This window comes from Capnocytophaga sp. oral taxon 338 str. F0234, assembly GCF_000192225.1.
Classification (GTDB): Bacteria; Bacteroidota; Bacteroidia; order Flavobacteriales; family Flavobacteriaceae; genus Capnocytophaga.
This window is the reverse complement of record NZ_GL872413.1, coordinates 251,707-266,740: the sequence shown is the minus strand read 5'-3', so window position 1 is coordinate 266,740 and position 15,034 is coordinate 251,707. Positions and strand designations below refer to the sequence as shown.

At 38.5% G+C, this 15,034-nt stretch carries 11 protein-coding genes; 2 read left to right on the top strand and 9 right to left on the bottom strand.

The features are described from left to right. Positions 1-615: 615 nt before the first annotated feature. The 9 genes from HMPREF9071_RS01315 to HMPREF9071_RS01270 all read right to left on the bottom strand — a co-directional run bounded on the left by HMPREF9071_RS01315 (position 616) and on the right by HMPREF9071_RS01270 (position 11,181). On the bottom strand, positions 616-1,413 hold the full coding sequence (locus HMPREF9071_RS01315) for a hypothetical protein (protein ID WP_009744725.1): 798 nt from the start codon (positions 1,411-1,413) through the stop codon (positions 616-618). Between the two features lie 2 nt (positions 1,414-1,415). Continuing rightward, positions 1,416-2,153: a DUF4280 domain-containing protein gene (locus HMPREF9071_RS01310; RefSeq protein WP_009744724.1), complete on the bottom strand. Its 738-nt coding sequence runs from the start codon at positions 2,151-2,153 to the stop codon at positions 1,416-1,418. Further along, a complete protein-coding gene (locus HMPREF9071_RS12425; protein WP_009744723.1) occupies positions 2,150-2,530 on the bottom strand; it encodes a chaperone protein ClpB in 381 nt (126 codons plus the stop codon). The genes HMPREF9071_RS01310 and HMPREF9071_RS12425 overlap by 4 nt, the downstream gene beginning before the upstream one ends. 589 nt (positions 2,531-3,119) lie before the next feature. Continuing rightward, positions 3,120-3,788, bottom strand: coding sequence for a LysE family translocator (locus tag HMPREF9071_RS01295; RefSeq protein WP_009744721.1), 669 nt, complete (start codon positions 3,786-3,788; stop codon positions 3,120-3,122). Positions 3,789-4,327: 539 nt separating this feature from the next. Beyond that, positions 4,328-6,607 (bottom strand): NADP-dependent malic enzyme, encoded by a 2,280-nt coding sequence (locus HMPREF9071_RS01290; protein WP_009744720.1) that lies wholly within the window; start codon positions 6,605-6,607, stop codon positions 4,328-4,330. 26 nt (positions 6,608-6,633) lie between these two features. Further along, positions 6,634-7,563 (bottom strand): DUF4299 family protein, encoded by a 930-nt coding sequence (locus tag HMPREF9071_RS01285; RefSeq protein ID WP_009744719.1) that lies wholly within the window; start codon positions 7,561-7,563, stop codon positions 6,634-6,636. A 130-nt stretch (positions 7,564-7,693) separates the two neighbouring features. After that, positions 7,694-8,758, bottom strand: a complete 1,065-nt coding sequence (gene corA, locus HMPREF9071_RS01280; protein WP_009744718.1) for a magnesium/cobalt transporter CorA — start codon at positions 8,756-8,758, stop codon at positions 7,694-7,696. Positions 8,759-8,839: 81 nt separating this feature from the next. Next, positions 8,840-9,823, bottom strand: a complete 984-nt coding sequence (locus HMPREF9071_RS01275; RefSeq protein ID WP_009744717.1) for a D-alanine--D-alanine ligase — start codon at positions 9,821-9,823, stop codon at positions 8,840-8,842. A gap of 11 nt (positions 9,824-9,834) precedes the next feature. Next, positions 9,835-11,181: an MATE family efflux transporter gene (locus tag HMPREF9071_RS01270; protein ID WP_009744716.1), complete on the bottom strand. Its 1,347-nt coding sequence runs from the start codon at positions 11,179-11,181 to the stop codon at positions 9,835-9,837. 324 nt (positions 11,182-11,505) lie between these two features. On the opposite strand from HMPREF9071_RS01270, the gene HMPREF9071_RS01265 reads away from it, so the two are divergent. Together HMPREF9071_RS01265 and HMPREF9071_RS01260 are read left to right on the top strand one after the other, a co-directional pair. Next, positions 11,506-12,789 carry a citrate synthase gene (locus HMPREF9071_RS01265; RefSeq protein ID WP_009744714.1) on the top strand — a complete coding sequence of 428 codons (1,284 nt, stop codon included), beginning with the start codon at positions 11,506-11,508 and terminating at the stop codon, positions 12,787-12,789. A 2-nt stretch (positions 12,790-12,791) separates the two neighbouring features. Then, positions 12,792-15,005: an NADP-dependent isocitrate dehydrogenase gene (locus HMPREF9071_RS01260; RefSeq protein WP_009744713.1), complete on the top strand. Its 2,214-nt coding sequence runs from the start codon at positions 12,792-12,794 to the stop codon at positions 15,003-15,005. Positions 15,006-15,034: the final 29 nt, after the last annotated feature.

Sequence of the window (15,034 nt, the reverse complement as noted above, 5' to 3'; positions counted from 1 at the left end):
TTGTAAAGATGAGTAACGATATGTAAATGAGTCTCTTATAGGTCATTGTAGTTTTGTTCTATTGGCTGTTTGCACGAGGTAAAGGTACAAAATGTTTTTGGAATAGAAAAATTAAAGTGATACTTTTTATGGCATTAGTAAAAATTTTGTAAATAAAATGTATTTTCATTTTGGAGTACTTGCACTAAGTTCTCCCTATATAACTCCTATATAGGCCCTATATAGACAATTTTCGTATATAGAGTTGGTAGAGGATAAATAATGTGTAATTTATGATAAATAATTGAAAATATTGCATAGTAAAATCATTTTTTCTCCTTTATAAATTTATATACTATTAGTATTACAGCTATAACTAAAAGTATATGATGAATAGGTTCGTATAACATAGCAAAAGCCATTATTGATAAAAACTCATTACAATCATATAAAGAATAGCAGTTATACACATACAATAGGAAACCTATTCCAAAAAAAGTATAGACTATAAATGAAAAGTATAAAAATCTATCTTTTCTAAAAAAAAATGTTATAAAACAGCTTAATATGTAATAGACTAAGATAAGCGTAAAAGATATTAAATTATTTTCCATTTATATTTTTTTAATGTTATTTTTAATTGGATAAAGCATTTCTAATTTCCTCAGCTGTTATTCTTCCTTGTTTTTTTGTAGTCAGTATGCATTCTCCATTGTTATAAACTTTCCTTTCTCCATGTCGATAATCTTGTTCTTTATTTTTTCTAATATTCCATGCTTTTTCAGATTCACCTTTTCTTATTTTTGTTGTTGGTAAATTGGGGTTAGCTTTTGTTGAATGCCCTATAACAACAGAATTTGTTTTACCTGCATCATATAAGTTCTCTGATAAATCTTCACACAAATTATCTAACCAAAAGGCTACCCTAACTACTGCTGCAGTGTTGCATCCATGTATTTCTATTTTTGCAGCAGTAGTAAATTTATTATAATCAATATCAGATATTAACCTTTCATCTCCACTCAAATTCCAGTTGGAAATAGCGTTTGTGGTACGTCCTATTGCTAATGGAGAATGTAAATCTTTTTCTTCTACTTCTTCTTCTGTTATATTATTATTAATACTACTCCCCTTAATGAAATAAAGCGCGACCTCACTTCCATGACAGAAAACATCAAGTGATTGTATGCTATTGTCTTCTTGTCTATTAATTATATCAACAAGCGACTTCGCTGTATTTACAGGTTCATGTATAAATTCACCATCATTTCCATAATCCTTTTTTACATTCAAAGAAGCATAGTAAAAACTACTATTATCAGAAGCTTTTCTTGCTCCTCCATATAGTAATAGCCTTTTATATGTTACGTTTATACTTTTAGTTTTCTCTTGTTCTATGCCTGGTATCTCTAATACAATATCTATTTTTTCCATAATTAATATTCTTTTTCTATAAACAGTTCTATTTCTTCGTGGTTTTTAGTGATCTCATAATTTTTTAGAGTGTCTTTCTCTAATTTTTCCCCTTTATAAATGAAATCAATAAATTTATTATTCATATTAATGTTAATTCTATCATTAATTAAATCTTGTGTTTCTATATGTACAATTATTTTGTCTCCAATATAATTAGTAATGTCAGATTCTATTCTATTCCCTTCTACATCTGTAATATAATAATCAATTAACTTAGGAGTTTTAGACATTTCTTTCTGGTTTCTAAATGTAGCAAAATCCATAAAAGGATTGATCATATCCATTTTAATAGGGTCAGCACTATGTAGATTGCGGTTTGTTATCTCTGCCACCTGTCCGTGGTTGATAATGCTGATGCAATCCTTGCCGCCTATGGGGCAGGTGGCTTTACTGTCCTCTAAAAGGGGGTGTCCGTTGTTTTCTTCATAGGTAACATTCTCATAAGCACCGCTCCACTGAGTTACCATTGCCTGACAGGGTTTATAACCACCACCTGGTAGTGGTTGCATCTGACACAGCCCAAAGGTGTTTTTCTCAAAAGTAGCTCCTATATCGGCAGTTGTAGCGACCAATTTCTCTTGTGGCTCTTCCTCATTGATAAAGGCTTTGGTCTGCGTAAGTACCTTTAACTTATCGGGAGCATTGCCAAATTGACATTGGCAGGTTGCTCCTTGGCATACTAAATGTTTCTGGCTCATAATACATTATCTTTTATGTTGTTATCTTCTTTTCTATTCCACACGTTTTTCCCTTCCTGCCAATCGGCTATGATGCTATCGCCTTCCTTAAACTCTCCTGCAATAATCTTTTTAGCTAAGGGACGACGTAGTTTAGCGCGGATAACCCCCTTTAAAGGTCGTGCCCCATATTTAATGTCGTAGCCCTCTTCTGAAAGCTGCTGATCCTTGTAATTGCTTTCTGTGTATTTAGCATCTATACTATCCTTATGAGCTTGCGCGGCTTTGCGAAAGCTATCCGTATAATAATGATAGGGCACCTTACGGATATACTTACCTGTTGAGCAAGCGGCTGTAAAGATGAGTGCTGATATGTAAATGAGTCTATTATAGATCATTGTGGTTTTATTCTATTGACTGTTTGCACGAGGTAAAGGTACAAAATGTTTTTATTCAATATTTTCTCATAGACAGGTTTAACCCACATAATATTCACCATTTGCAACGGCCTGTTTTGTTGCGTTTTACCAAATCAATACAAATTTTATGAATGGAATCATTTTGCATTTGCGGGATCTTATCCAATGCTAACACAATAGAATCTATACAAACAAAGTCCGAAATTCCTTTGTTTATAACTTTTAGAATAAAATATTCACTTCTGTTATTTTTCAAAGTTAATAGAAGAATAGTCAAATTATATACAGAAAAAGACTCTGGTGCATATTCTCCACTATTTCTGACTTTCAAGTATTCATATTCCAACAATCGCCCTGTTATAGCCTTAAAACGATTATCTTCAAACAATTCTTCTGGCAGAATTTTTGAAAAATAATAATTTAAACTATCATTGGTTTTAAAGTAATTTTTATTATTTTTTCTGTTTTCAATAGTTTGATTAATAAGGTTTTCTACTTTTTTATAAAAAACTTCTTTATTTAAAATACTGTCTTTTGGGGTTTCTTTTTTTTCGAAAATAACAGTATCTTAAAAGAGAACTTCTTTAAGAGATTGTATGTAATTAGGAAAAATACCGTTTAAGAGTAGAAATATTCCGAATATTATTAAAAAAATATTAATTCCTTGTTTTACCTTATGAATATTAATAGGAGTGAGCCTATGGCGAAGTCGCTTTGCTATAAGTATTTTTACTACATCTGTGAGTAAGTATGTCAGTAGTATTGTTGCTAAAAAAATAAGTGTACGCATGGAAGTATTTCCCGGTCTGGAAGAAAAGGTAGCAATAGTAGCCAGCCAATAGAAAAAAACACCTATATTGATAATATTCAAGAAAAAGCCTTTGTAAAAAAAAGTAAAATAATTCCCTTCCTTAATTACGGTTATACGTGCCTGAGGAGGGTTTAGTCTGTAATCTTTCCTTTCTTTGAAATAGGAGAACACCCCATAAATAATAATAATAATACCTCCATAAATGAATAAATTAGGATTGTCTTCTATATAATTGGCTAGCTTACTTGTTCCCCAATAAGCTAATGTTATGAAAAAAATGTCTCCTGAGATAGCTCCAAAATCAAAAGCTAATGCTGAGCGCATTCCCTTGGTGATACTGGTCTCTATTAGAATGAAGAATACAGGTCCTATTGTAAAAGCTAATATTATGCCTAAGGAAATAGCTACAAAAATATTCTCTATCATTTTTGAAATAAAAAGCAAATATACATAAAAAAATGAAAACATCAAAAGGTTTTTTTAATTAATTCAGGCTTGATGGATTTTCTATAGGGTATCAACCCATAACCTGCTGAGCAGACCATTACTCTTGTATCATTTTCTCTTCTACAAAAGCCCTTATAGTGGCTGAAACATCTGTCTTTACAGAAATGTCTTTTGTGTTCATTGGTTAATTCTTATGTTTTTACGTATTAGAAATCCCTTTTTTGGCTATTTCTACATATAAAAGGATATTATAATAGATTTTTATCTTCCTAATGAATTTATATAGGTAAAAAGGAGTTGTTTTATCTAAGAAATAGGACTAATCTATACAAAATAGAAATAGTAGGGACTTATTATAGAATTTTTTTAGAACTATTTATAATTTAGAGGAGGCTTATGTAAATAGTATGCGATAAGTAGATTCCTTTGCATGGAGAAGATGATTGATTTATAAAGGATCTTTAGAAATAAAAAATAGGGGCAAGTTGCGCAACTTGCCCCTATTGTATTTTGGGAAATTATTTTCTTCTTTCTCTCTCCTGAGCATCCACTACGGCAAAGGTAGTGAGGTTCACCATTTCATCCACACTGGCATTCATTAGGGTAATGTGAATAGGCTTAGAGAGTCCCAAGATAATAGGACCTATGGAATTAAGCCCTTCATCCTCTTTGATAATTTTATAAGAGATATTTGCTGACTCTAAGTTAGGGAATATCAATACATTGGCAGGTTTCCCGTTATTGAGTTTCGAGAAAGGAAAAGCTGCTGCCAACTTTTCAGGATTCAGAGCGATATCCACCTGTACTTCACCATCCACCACCAAATCAGGATAATTTCGGTGTAAATATTCTACCACTTTGGTGAGCTTCTTAGTGCTCTCTGAAGGGGCAGAACCAAAGTTAGAGTAAGAAAGCAAAGCTATGGAAGGCTCTATACCGAACATCTTGGCTTTCTCGGCTACAGCAAGGGTGATTGAGGTCAAATCCTCTGCTGTAGGGTTAGGATTCATAGTAGTATCTGAAAGGAATAGTGGACCCCTTTTGGTAATAAGAATACTGGTTGCTGCGATACGACTAAAGCCTTCCTCCTTTTCCACCAAGTCCAAGATAGGGCGAATAACCTGTGGATAGGAACGCGAATAACCTGTAATCATTGCATCAGCTTGCCCAGTATTAACCAACATAGCTCCAAAGTAATTACGTTCACGCATAAGGCGTTGTGCATTGAGCTGTGTGATTCCTTTACGTTGGCGTTTCTTCCAATAGATATCGGCAAAGGATTTGCGACGTTCTATTTCTTGGTCACTCTTAGGATCAATAATCTGTAGGTTAGCATTAAAGTCCAATCTTTCCATGTGGGAGAGAATGGTCTCCTTATGACCGAGGAGTACTGGAATGGCGATTCCTTCCTCATATACACGTTGGGCAGCCTTGAGCACTTCTAAGATATCAGCTTCAGGGAATACCACTCGCTTAGGATTCTGGCGGGCACGTTCCTGTAGGGCGCGTATTTCCTTATTACTACCTCCTAAACGATCCATAAGTTGTTCACGGTAAGCATCCCAATCGGTAATGGGCTTTTGGGCTACTCCAGAATCCATTGCTGCCTTAGCTACCGCAGGAGGTACTTCATAAATAAGGCGTGGGTCAAAAGGTTTAGGGATAATATATTCCTTACCAAAGGTAAGGTTAATGCCTCCGTATACAGCGTTTACTTGGTCAGGAACACTCTTTTTGGCAAGGTTCGCTAAGGCATGTACCGCAGCGAGTTTCATCTGTTCATTAATCTTAGTAGCCCGTACATCCAAAGCACCGCGGAAGATAAAAGGGAACCCTAATACGTTATTCACCTGATTAGGAGTATCGGAACGACCTGTTGCCATAATGATATCTGGACGTGTCTGGATAGCTAAGTCATAAGCAATTTCAGGAGTAGGATTTGCCATAGCAAAAACGATGGGATCCTTAGCCATGGAAAGAAGCATTTGAGGGCTTACTACATTTCCTTTTGAGAGTCCAATGAATACATCGGCATCCTTGATGGCTTCCTCTAAGGTATGAAGGTTATGATCGGTAGCAAATTCTGCTTTTAGAGCGTCCAAATTTGGATTATCTTTGCGTATGACTCCTTTACTATCAAGCATAACAATATTCTTAGGATTTGCTCCTAAAGCAATATATAGGCGGGTACAGGAAATTGCTGCTGCTCCTGCTCCATTGACTACGATACGTACTTTGCTAATATCCTTTCCAACAATCTCCAAGGCATTCTTCAAGGCAGCTGCGGAGATAATGGCAGTCCCATGTTGGTCATCATGCATAACTGGAATATCCAATTCTTCTTTAAGACGTCGTTCAATTTCAAAGGCTTCTGGTGACTTAATATCTTCTAAGTTAATACCTCCAAAAGTAGGAGCAATTGCCTTAACCGTATTAACAAAGGTATCCACATCGGTAGTATTTACCTCAATATCAAATACATCAATATCGGCAAAAATCTTAAAAAGCAATCCCTTTCCTTCCATAACAGGTTTGGCAGCATCAGCACCAATATTCCCTAGTCCCAGTACAGCAGTACCATTGGAAATTACCGCCACAAGGTTTCCCTTATTGGTATATCGGTAAGCATCGTTTTTGTTCTCTTCAATAGCCAAGCATGGCTCAGCTACTCCAGGGGAGTAAGCCAAAGAGAGGTCATACTGAGTTGCATGTTTCTTGGTAGGTACTACGGCTATCTTCCCAGGTTGGGGATACTCATGATAGTCCAATGCATCACTTTTTTTATGATGTTCTTTCATTTATAATTTTTTTTAATTAGTATTTTTTATTTAAAAAAGTTCTTTATTTTACCCAAGAGGCTTGTTTTCCCAAGTAATGCCTCCATCTGTTGGGTAGTATCCATCTGTAGGAGCATATAATGACCATCCAATTTTTTGATTTTCTCCTGTGGTAAGCGCTCAAGGAAAGTCTTATAATCCAAATCTCCTAAATAGTTGAACCCATCCTCACCTCCTTCTGTATCTACCAAAGAGATGCGCCACTGCAAGATATCCTCCTGCTGGAGATCTGTTTTAGTAATATCAATAAAAGGAGGATACTGATAAGGCAATACAGTAGGGACAGTTTTGGTCAGGGTATAGGTACCTATAATTTCTCCTTTATCATTCTGATAGAATATTTGATTAGCAATAAAGATATCCTCATGTTGCTGTTGGCTCTCCACAAAATCACTAAAAGCCTTTACCTTATCCTGAGCTGAGAGTAGGCGACCCACAATTTCTGCATTCAGTGCAATAGGGCGACATACACCAAAGATAAAACTTTCTTCTCGCTCACCTTCATAGCACCTTACTCCAAACTCAATATCTCCTCTATAGTTATAAGTGATATGGTTGGCTTTGTACTCCATGCCTTCTTCATCTATGATATCCACCTGTAGATATATGGCGAGTTTACTCATGAATTCCATTGCTCCAAGCCAATCCCTCTCGGTACTGGGAGTGAAAACACGCACCTCATAAGCGGCAGGTTCTCCTTCCTGATAGCTTACCTCAAAGCCTCGCCCACTAATGCCCTCTTGCCCAAAAAGCATATAGCCAAACTTATTTAAGGGCATTTGCATAACCTCTTTAAAGTTTTCTTCATCTTGGGAAACAACAAATTGTCTGAAATCTCCTCCTGCAACACTTAGAAGCTCTTCTGTACTCATTACCTTAGGAGCTTGTGTGTTTTTGACATAAAAAGTACGACTCATATCTCTAAATTAGTTATTATAGTCAATCATAATAAAATACAAATAGATAGAAAAGTTTTCCCTACCCTATGTGCCAGATACTCATATTTTGCAAATTATTTTGCTTGGCTACAATCGTTATTATATTAAATTAAAGCCATTTCTTACGCTTGAAATAGAGCAGCATAATCACAGAGATAAGCAACATTAACACCCAGCAAGCGGGATATGCCCATGAATAATGGAGCTCAGGCATATACTCAAAATTCATGCCATATACTCCCACAATAAAAGTAAGTGGGATAAAGATTGTAGAAATCAGGGTTAGTAGGCGCATAATATTATTCATTTTATTACTCATCGCCCCCATATAAGTATCGGTAAGTCCCCAGAGGGTATCCCGATAGGTACTAAGGGTTTCTACAATCTGTACAATATGGTCATGCAGGTCACGGAAATATGGCTTTGTTCCTCCTCGAATAAGGTGATGGTTATTCTTTTCTATTCTGGAAATCACTTCACGGGCAGGTACAATAGATTTCTGAAGAAAAGCGGCTTTTTTCTTTAGAACTTGTATTTCAGAAATCATATCCTCACGTGGGTGAGTGATGATCTCATCTTCAATAGCCTCAATGGTATCACTCACTTTATCAAGAATTACCAGATAGTTATCCACAATCGCATCCAAAAGGGCGAAAAGCAAGAAATCCGCTGTATGCTTCCTTATAGCTCCTTCTGCTTCCTGTAGGCGCTTGCGCACAGGATCAAACACATCCCCTCCCTCTGATTCCTGAAAGGTGATAAGGTAGTTCTCTCCTAAGAGTAGGGCTAAGTGCTCAGCAATAAGTTCCTCTCCTTGAAAAAATAGCATCTTTATAATAACCAGTAAGTTATCCTCTAAAAGTTCCACTTTTGGGCGATGTTCTGTATCCAGTACATCCTCCAAGAGCAGTGCATTAAGGTGCGTATAATTACCTATTTTTCGTATTTCCTCAATATTATTAAGCCCATTGATATTTATCCAAGTAATCTTCTCTGGAGTAATAAAAGAGAGTGCTTTCTCACTGGAGAGTACCTTCTGCTTATGGAAAGAACCCTCAGAGAAAGAAATGACTTCTATATCAATTGCCTTTTCTTTTTCGCCAAAATAAACTAAGCTACCTGGAGGCAATCCTATTTTCTTAGCTCTATTAGCTTTCTTCTTTTTGTTACTCACTTCAAGGAATAAATTTAGATAACTAGTAAGTTTGGCACAAAAGTACAACTTTTTACAACAAGAAAAAAATATCTATTGTAATTATTCTTCATGCGTTTCCATCACCTCCTCTATAGCATTGTCAAAGAGGTTGGCAAGAGTAATACCTGCTGCTTTTGCCTGTTGTGGGAGGATACTCGCATTGGAGAGTCCAGGTGTGGTATTCATCTCCAACAAATAAGGTTCTCCCCCTACCAAAATATATTCACTTCGGCTGAAGCCTTTCATCTGCAAAAGGTCATATACTTTAAGAGCAAGGGCTTCTACTTTTTCCTTCTCTTGAGCAGTTAGGCGAGCTGGAGTAATCTCTTTGGACCTACCTTGATACTTGGCTTGATAATCAAAGAAATCATTCTCAGAGACAATCTCAGTAATGGGCAAAACCTTCTTTTTTCCCCGATAAGTAATCACCCCTACAGAAACCTCCGTTCCCTTAAGAAATTCCTCAATGATAATCTCATTATCCACCTCAAAAGCCTTTTCAATAGCATCATCTATATCCTTCTCATTATATGCTTTGTATACACCAAAGCTACTACCCGATCTATTAGCTTTAACAAAACAAGGTAACCCTACTGTTTTTATAATTTCTCGTACGGAGAAATGTTCTCCTTGGTTTAGGTAATATGCTTTAGCACGAGGAATTCCATAGGGGTTCAGCACCGATAGCATATCACGCTTATTAAATGTAAGGGCAGAAGCATACATGCTACAACCCGTAATAGGAATCCCCACAAGGGCAAAGTAGGCTTGTAGGTAGCCATCCTCTCCTGGGGTACCATGAATAGCATTAAAAGCACAATCAAAAGTGATTTTCTTCCCCTTAAGGATTAGGGAAAAATCATTTTTATCTACTACAAACTCTTGATTTTGAGAATCCATATATACCCATTTCTCCTTAGTGATAAGGATGGGATAGGAAGCATATTTACTTTTATCTAAGTGTTCCACTACTGTGGCAGCACTCTTAAGAGATACTTCTGATTCTCGGGAATATCCTCCCATAAGTACAGCGATATTTTTCATTTCGATATTAATTATGATATATTAAACAAATGTTCTGTTCTTGATATAAAAAAGTTTCTATAATGAAGGATAAGAATACCTCCACGAAAGGACATCCATACAAAAAAAGCTACCCAAATCCCTTTAAGTCCCCATTCCAAGAGAAACTCTGTTACATAAAATGTAGGTAAAAAGCCTAAAAAGGTTGCTATGATAAAAGTATTGCGTAATACGATAGTAAGCCCCATTCCTTTATAAATTCCATCAAAGAGAAAGGTGATAGCATTGAGTGGCTGCATGAGAACAACCATCCAAAAAGTTTCAAAAAATAACAACTGAACATCACTATCCTTAGTAAGGAATACCCCCATCTGAAAATAAAAGATAAAGTACAGCATCATAATTAAACTTCCTATTCCCAGAACAATGAAAAACAAATCCCTTACCATATAACGAATAGTTTGGTACTGCCGAGCACTGTATAACCGCCCTGAGAGCACTCCTCCTGCATTACAATAACCATCAAAGAGAAAAACAGAGAAAAGCCATACCTGATTCAATAAGGTGTGGGTAGCCACGATAGTACTATCCTCTCCGCCTCCTAAAATAGTGGCTCTTAGGAAAGAGAAATAAAGCACTGCTTGCAAAAGGGTAGAACGAATAAATAGGTCAAGACTCATTCGTAAATTCTGAAAAAACTTGGGATGTAAGTTCTTTGTTCTGAAAAAGCGGAAAGGAGTCTTCCGATACAGATAGTGCACCGAAACCACCAACATAACTATTTGTGCTAGAAGGCTTGACCATGCCAACCCTTTAATGCCCCAATGAAAAATAAAGACAAAAGTATAATTAAGTGTAATATTAATCATTCCTCCTAATAGACTGATATACATGCTCCAAGAGGTGTTCTGTAAACCTCTGAATATGCTATGGATAGTAAGAGTAAGTAGAATAAAAGGGAAGCCCCATACCCGAATACGAAAATAATCCAAACAGTAGTCCAACAGAATTCCATCTGCCTCATAGAAGTTAACAAGAATGATCTTAGAGGTAAAGAAGGCTACAATGGAACAAAATAAAGAAATTGTCAGAGAAAGGGAGAGTATCTGAGCCACTAAACTCTTTAACTGTGCTACACTCCCTTGACCATAAGCATAAGCCACCTGTGAGGAAATGGCACGACTAATCTGAATAAATATCCATACCAAAGCCGTCAAAAAAGAAGATACAATACCCACTGCCCCTAATACTTCCTTTGTATTGACAGGAATATGCCCTGCCATTACCGTATCAGTAAGGGAAATCACTGGTTCTATCACTCCTGACACAAGGGCAGGTAGTGCCAGACGGTTAATCTCTTTTATGGATATTCGGCTCAAAAAATGATGATTGCTAATTACTTTATAAAGCTCTGCAAAAGTACATTATTTTTCAGAACATACCAAAAGAAGTCAAAAAAAGAAATCTTTAGTGATTTTCTTAGAAAACTCAGTCTTACAAAAAAAGTAGAGTCATTGAGTTATTTTTAATATGTATGCTTTAATTTATAAAATTTTCTAAATAATAGAAATTAATTGTTATTTATCAAAAATAATTCACATATTAATCGCTAATTTGTTAAAAATAAATATTTTTTATCTTATCTCTTTTTCTTTTCAAAAAATATTGTATTTTTGTGGAGGTAAATATTAAAAATTTGTATTATGAAGAACATAGCAAAACTAACTTTTGAAGGGAAAGAATATGAGCTTCCCATTGTAGTAGGAACTGAAGGAGAAAAGGCTATTAACATTGAAAAATTACGCTCCCTCACTGGGCTGATTACCTTGGATTCTGGCTACAAGAATACAGGTTCCTGCAAGAGTGCCATTACCTTCTTGGACGGAGAAAAAGGAATTCTCCGCTATCGTGGTTATAACATAGAGGATTTGGCAGCCAAGGCGGAGTTCTTGGAGGTAGCTTATCTGCTTATCTTCGGAGAACTTCCTACCGTAGAAGAGTATGACAAATTCAAGAAAACCATTCACAAATACACCTTGGTGCATGAGGAAATGCGCCAAATACTCAATGGTTTCCCTAAGGCTGCCCACCCTATGGGAGTACTCTCAGCGGCTACCAGTGCGCTAACGGCTTTCAATCCTATCCCTGTAAATGTACATTGTGAAAAAGACGTATATGAAGCAGTGTGTAAGGCAATTGCCAAAGTAACCATTATCGCCACTTGGGTATATCGTAGGCGTGAGGGATTACCGCTCAACTACTACAATAATGAATTGGGCTATATAGAGAATATCCTACAATTGTTCTTCTCTATTCCTACCGAAAAGTACGAAATCAATCCTACGATTGTCTCCGCACTGAACAAGTTACTGATTCTCCATGGCGACCACGAGCAAAACTGCTCCACCTCTACTGTGCGCTTGGTAGGTTCTTCCGAGGCGGGTCTTTTCGCAAGTATCTCCTCTGGGGTATCTGCTCTTTGGGGGCGCTTACATGGTGGTGCCAACCAAGCCGTAATTGAGATGCTCGAAGAGATTCATAGCGATGGGGGTGATGTGGATAAGTTCATCCGTCGTGCCAAAGACAAAGATGATCCATTCCGCCTTATGGGATTCGGACACCGTGTGTATAAGAACTTTGACCCTCGTGCCACTATCATCAAGGTGGCTGCCGATGATGTGCTCAATGCCTTGGGCATAGACGAACCTATCTTCGCTATTGCTAAGCACTTAGAAAAAGTGGCTTTGGAGGATGAATACTTCAAAGTACGTAACCTCTACCCTAATGTGGATTTTTACTCAGGCATTATCTATAAGGCATTGGGTATGCATTTGGAAATGTTCACCGTACTCTTTGCTATTGGACGCCTACCTGGCTGGATTGCACAATGGAAAGAAATGCGCCAAGGCGGAGAGCCTATCGGTCGCCCACGCCAAATATATGTAGGAGCCACCCAGCGTCCGTTTGTGGAACTTAACAAGAGATAGTTATGAAAAACATTGTATATACCAAAACAGACGAGGCACCTTTTCTGGCAACTCATTCGCTACTGCCTATTATTCAGCGCTTTTGTACTTCTTCGGGAGTGGAATTTGTGTTAAAGGACATTTCCTTAGCAGGACGTATCTTGGCTGCTTTCCCTGAACGACTCTCTAAGGAACAACAGGTGGAAGATGCATTAGCCGAGTTGGGGTACTTAGCCACTACCCCTGAAGCTAATATCATCAAATTGCCCAATATCAGTGCCTCTGTGCCTCAGCTCAAGGCGGCCATTGCCGAATTACAGAAACAGGGCTATCCCTTACCCGATTATCCAGAAGCACCCGCCACTGAGGAAGAAAAAGAGATCAAAGCGCGTTACGACAAGGTCAAAGGAAGTGCAGTAAACCCTGTCCTTAGAGAAGGTAACTCCGACCGACGTGCTCCTAAGGCTGTCAAAGCCTATGCCAAAGCCCACCCCCATACTATGGGGGCTTGGAGTAAGGATTCCAAAACCGCAGTGGCTACCATGGACGAAGGGGATTTCTATCATAATGAACAGTCGGTAACGCTCAAAGCAGCCGACACCGTACGTATAGAACTACTCACTACCTCTGGTAAAACCCAACCGCTCAAGGACAACCTCCCTCTACAAGAAGGAGAGATTATTGACGCTACGGTAATGAGCCGAAAGGCCTTACTGGATTTCTATAAAAAGCAGTTTGCCCGTGCTAAGGAGCTAGGGGTATTGCTCTCTTTGCACCTGAAAGCCACTATGATGAAGGTCTCCGACCCTATTCTCTTTGGCTATGCTGTGGAAACTTTCTTTGAGCCTCTTCTTAGCAAATATGCCGATACCTTCAAGCGCTTAGGGGTGAACACGCGCAATGGCTTCTCCGATGTCTTAGACAGAATAAGCTCCCTCCCCGATGCCGAAAGAGCTGCTATTGAAAAAGATATAGAAAAGGTATTCACCGAAGCGCCCGCTGTGGCCATGGTCAATTCCGACAAGGGCATCACCAACCTACACTTCCCTAACGATGTCATCGTAGATGCTTCCATGCCTGCCATGATTCGCAATTCAGGAAAAATGTGGAACGCCAAAGGGGAAACCCAAGATACCCTCGCCGTACTACCCGACAGTAGTTATGCAGGGGTATATCAGGTTGTGATAGACTTCTGCAAAGAATATGGAGCTTTCGACCCTACCACTATGGGTTCCGTGCCCAATGTAGGTCTCATGGCACAGAAAGCTGAGGAATATGGCTCCCATGACAAGACTTTCGAAGTGCCTGAAGACGGCGAAATACGCGTAGTAGGGGCACATGGCAAGGTATATCTCTCTCACCAAGTAGAACGAGGCGACATTTGGCGTATGTGCCAAGTGAAAGATGCGCCCGTACAGGACTGGGTAAAGCTCGCCATAAGCCGTGCAAGAGCCACAGGTGCTCCTGCTGTCTTCTGGCTGGATACCCTCCGCCCTCACGACCACGAACTTATCAAGAAAGTTGGTCGCTATCTGAATGACTACGACACCGAAGGATTGGAAATCCATATCCTCTCCCCCGAAGAGGCTACCCTTTTCTCCCTCAAGCGAGCTAAAAAGGGATTGGATACCATCTCCGTTACTGGTAATGTCTTGCGCGACTACCTCACCGACTTATTCCCAATCTTGGAACTCGGTACCAGTGCCAAAGTGCTTTCCATTGTCCCCTTAATGAACGGTGGCGGACTCTTTGAAACAGGTGCGGGAGGTTCTGCTCCTAAACTGGCCGAACAGCTCTTCCAAGAAAATCACTTGCGTTGGGATTCCCTTGGGGAGTTCCTCGCCTTGGGTGCTTCCTTAGAGCACTTTGCACAAACCTACAAAAACCCGAAGGCACAAACACTTGCCGATGCTTTGGACGTAGCTGTAGGTAAAGTCCTTGAAGAAGGCAAATCTCCCCAATCCAAGGTAGGCACCTTGGACAACCGTGGCAGCCATTTCTTCTTGGCGCGCTACTGGGCTGAGGCTTTAGCCGCACAAACCCAAGACAGTGCTCTCGCCCAAGAATTTGCACCCATTGCCAAAGCCTTGGCCGATAATGAGGCACAAATCTTAAGCGAACTTATGCAGGTGCAAGGAAAGCCTGTAGATATACAAGGCTACTATCACCCCAACGAAGCACTAACCTTCGAGGTGATGCGCCCTAGTAAAACATTTAATTCAATTATTAATAATTAAATGGTTAGTGGTTAGTGGTTAGTGATTAG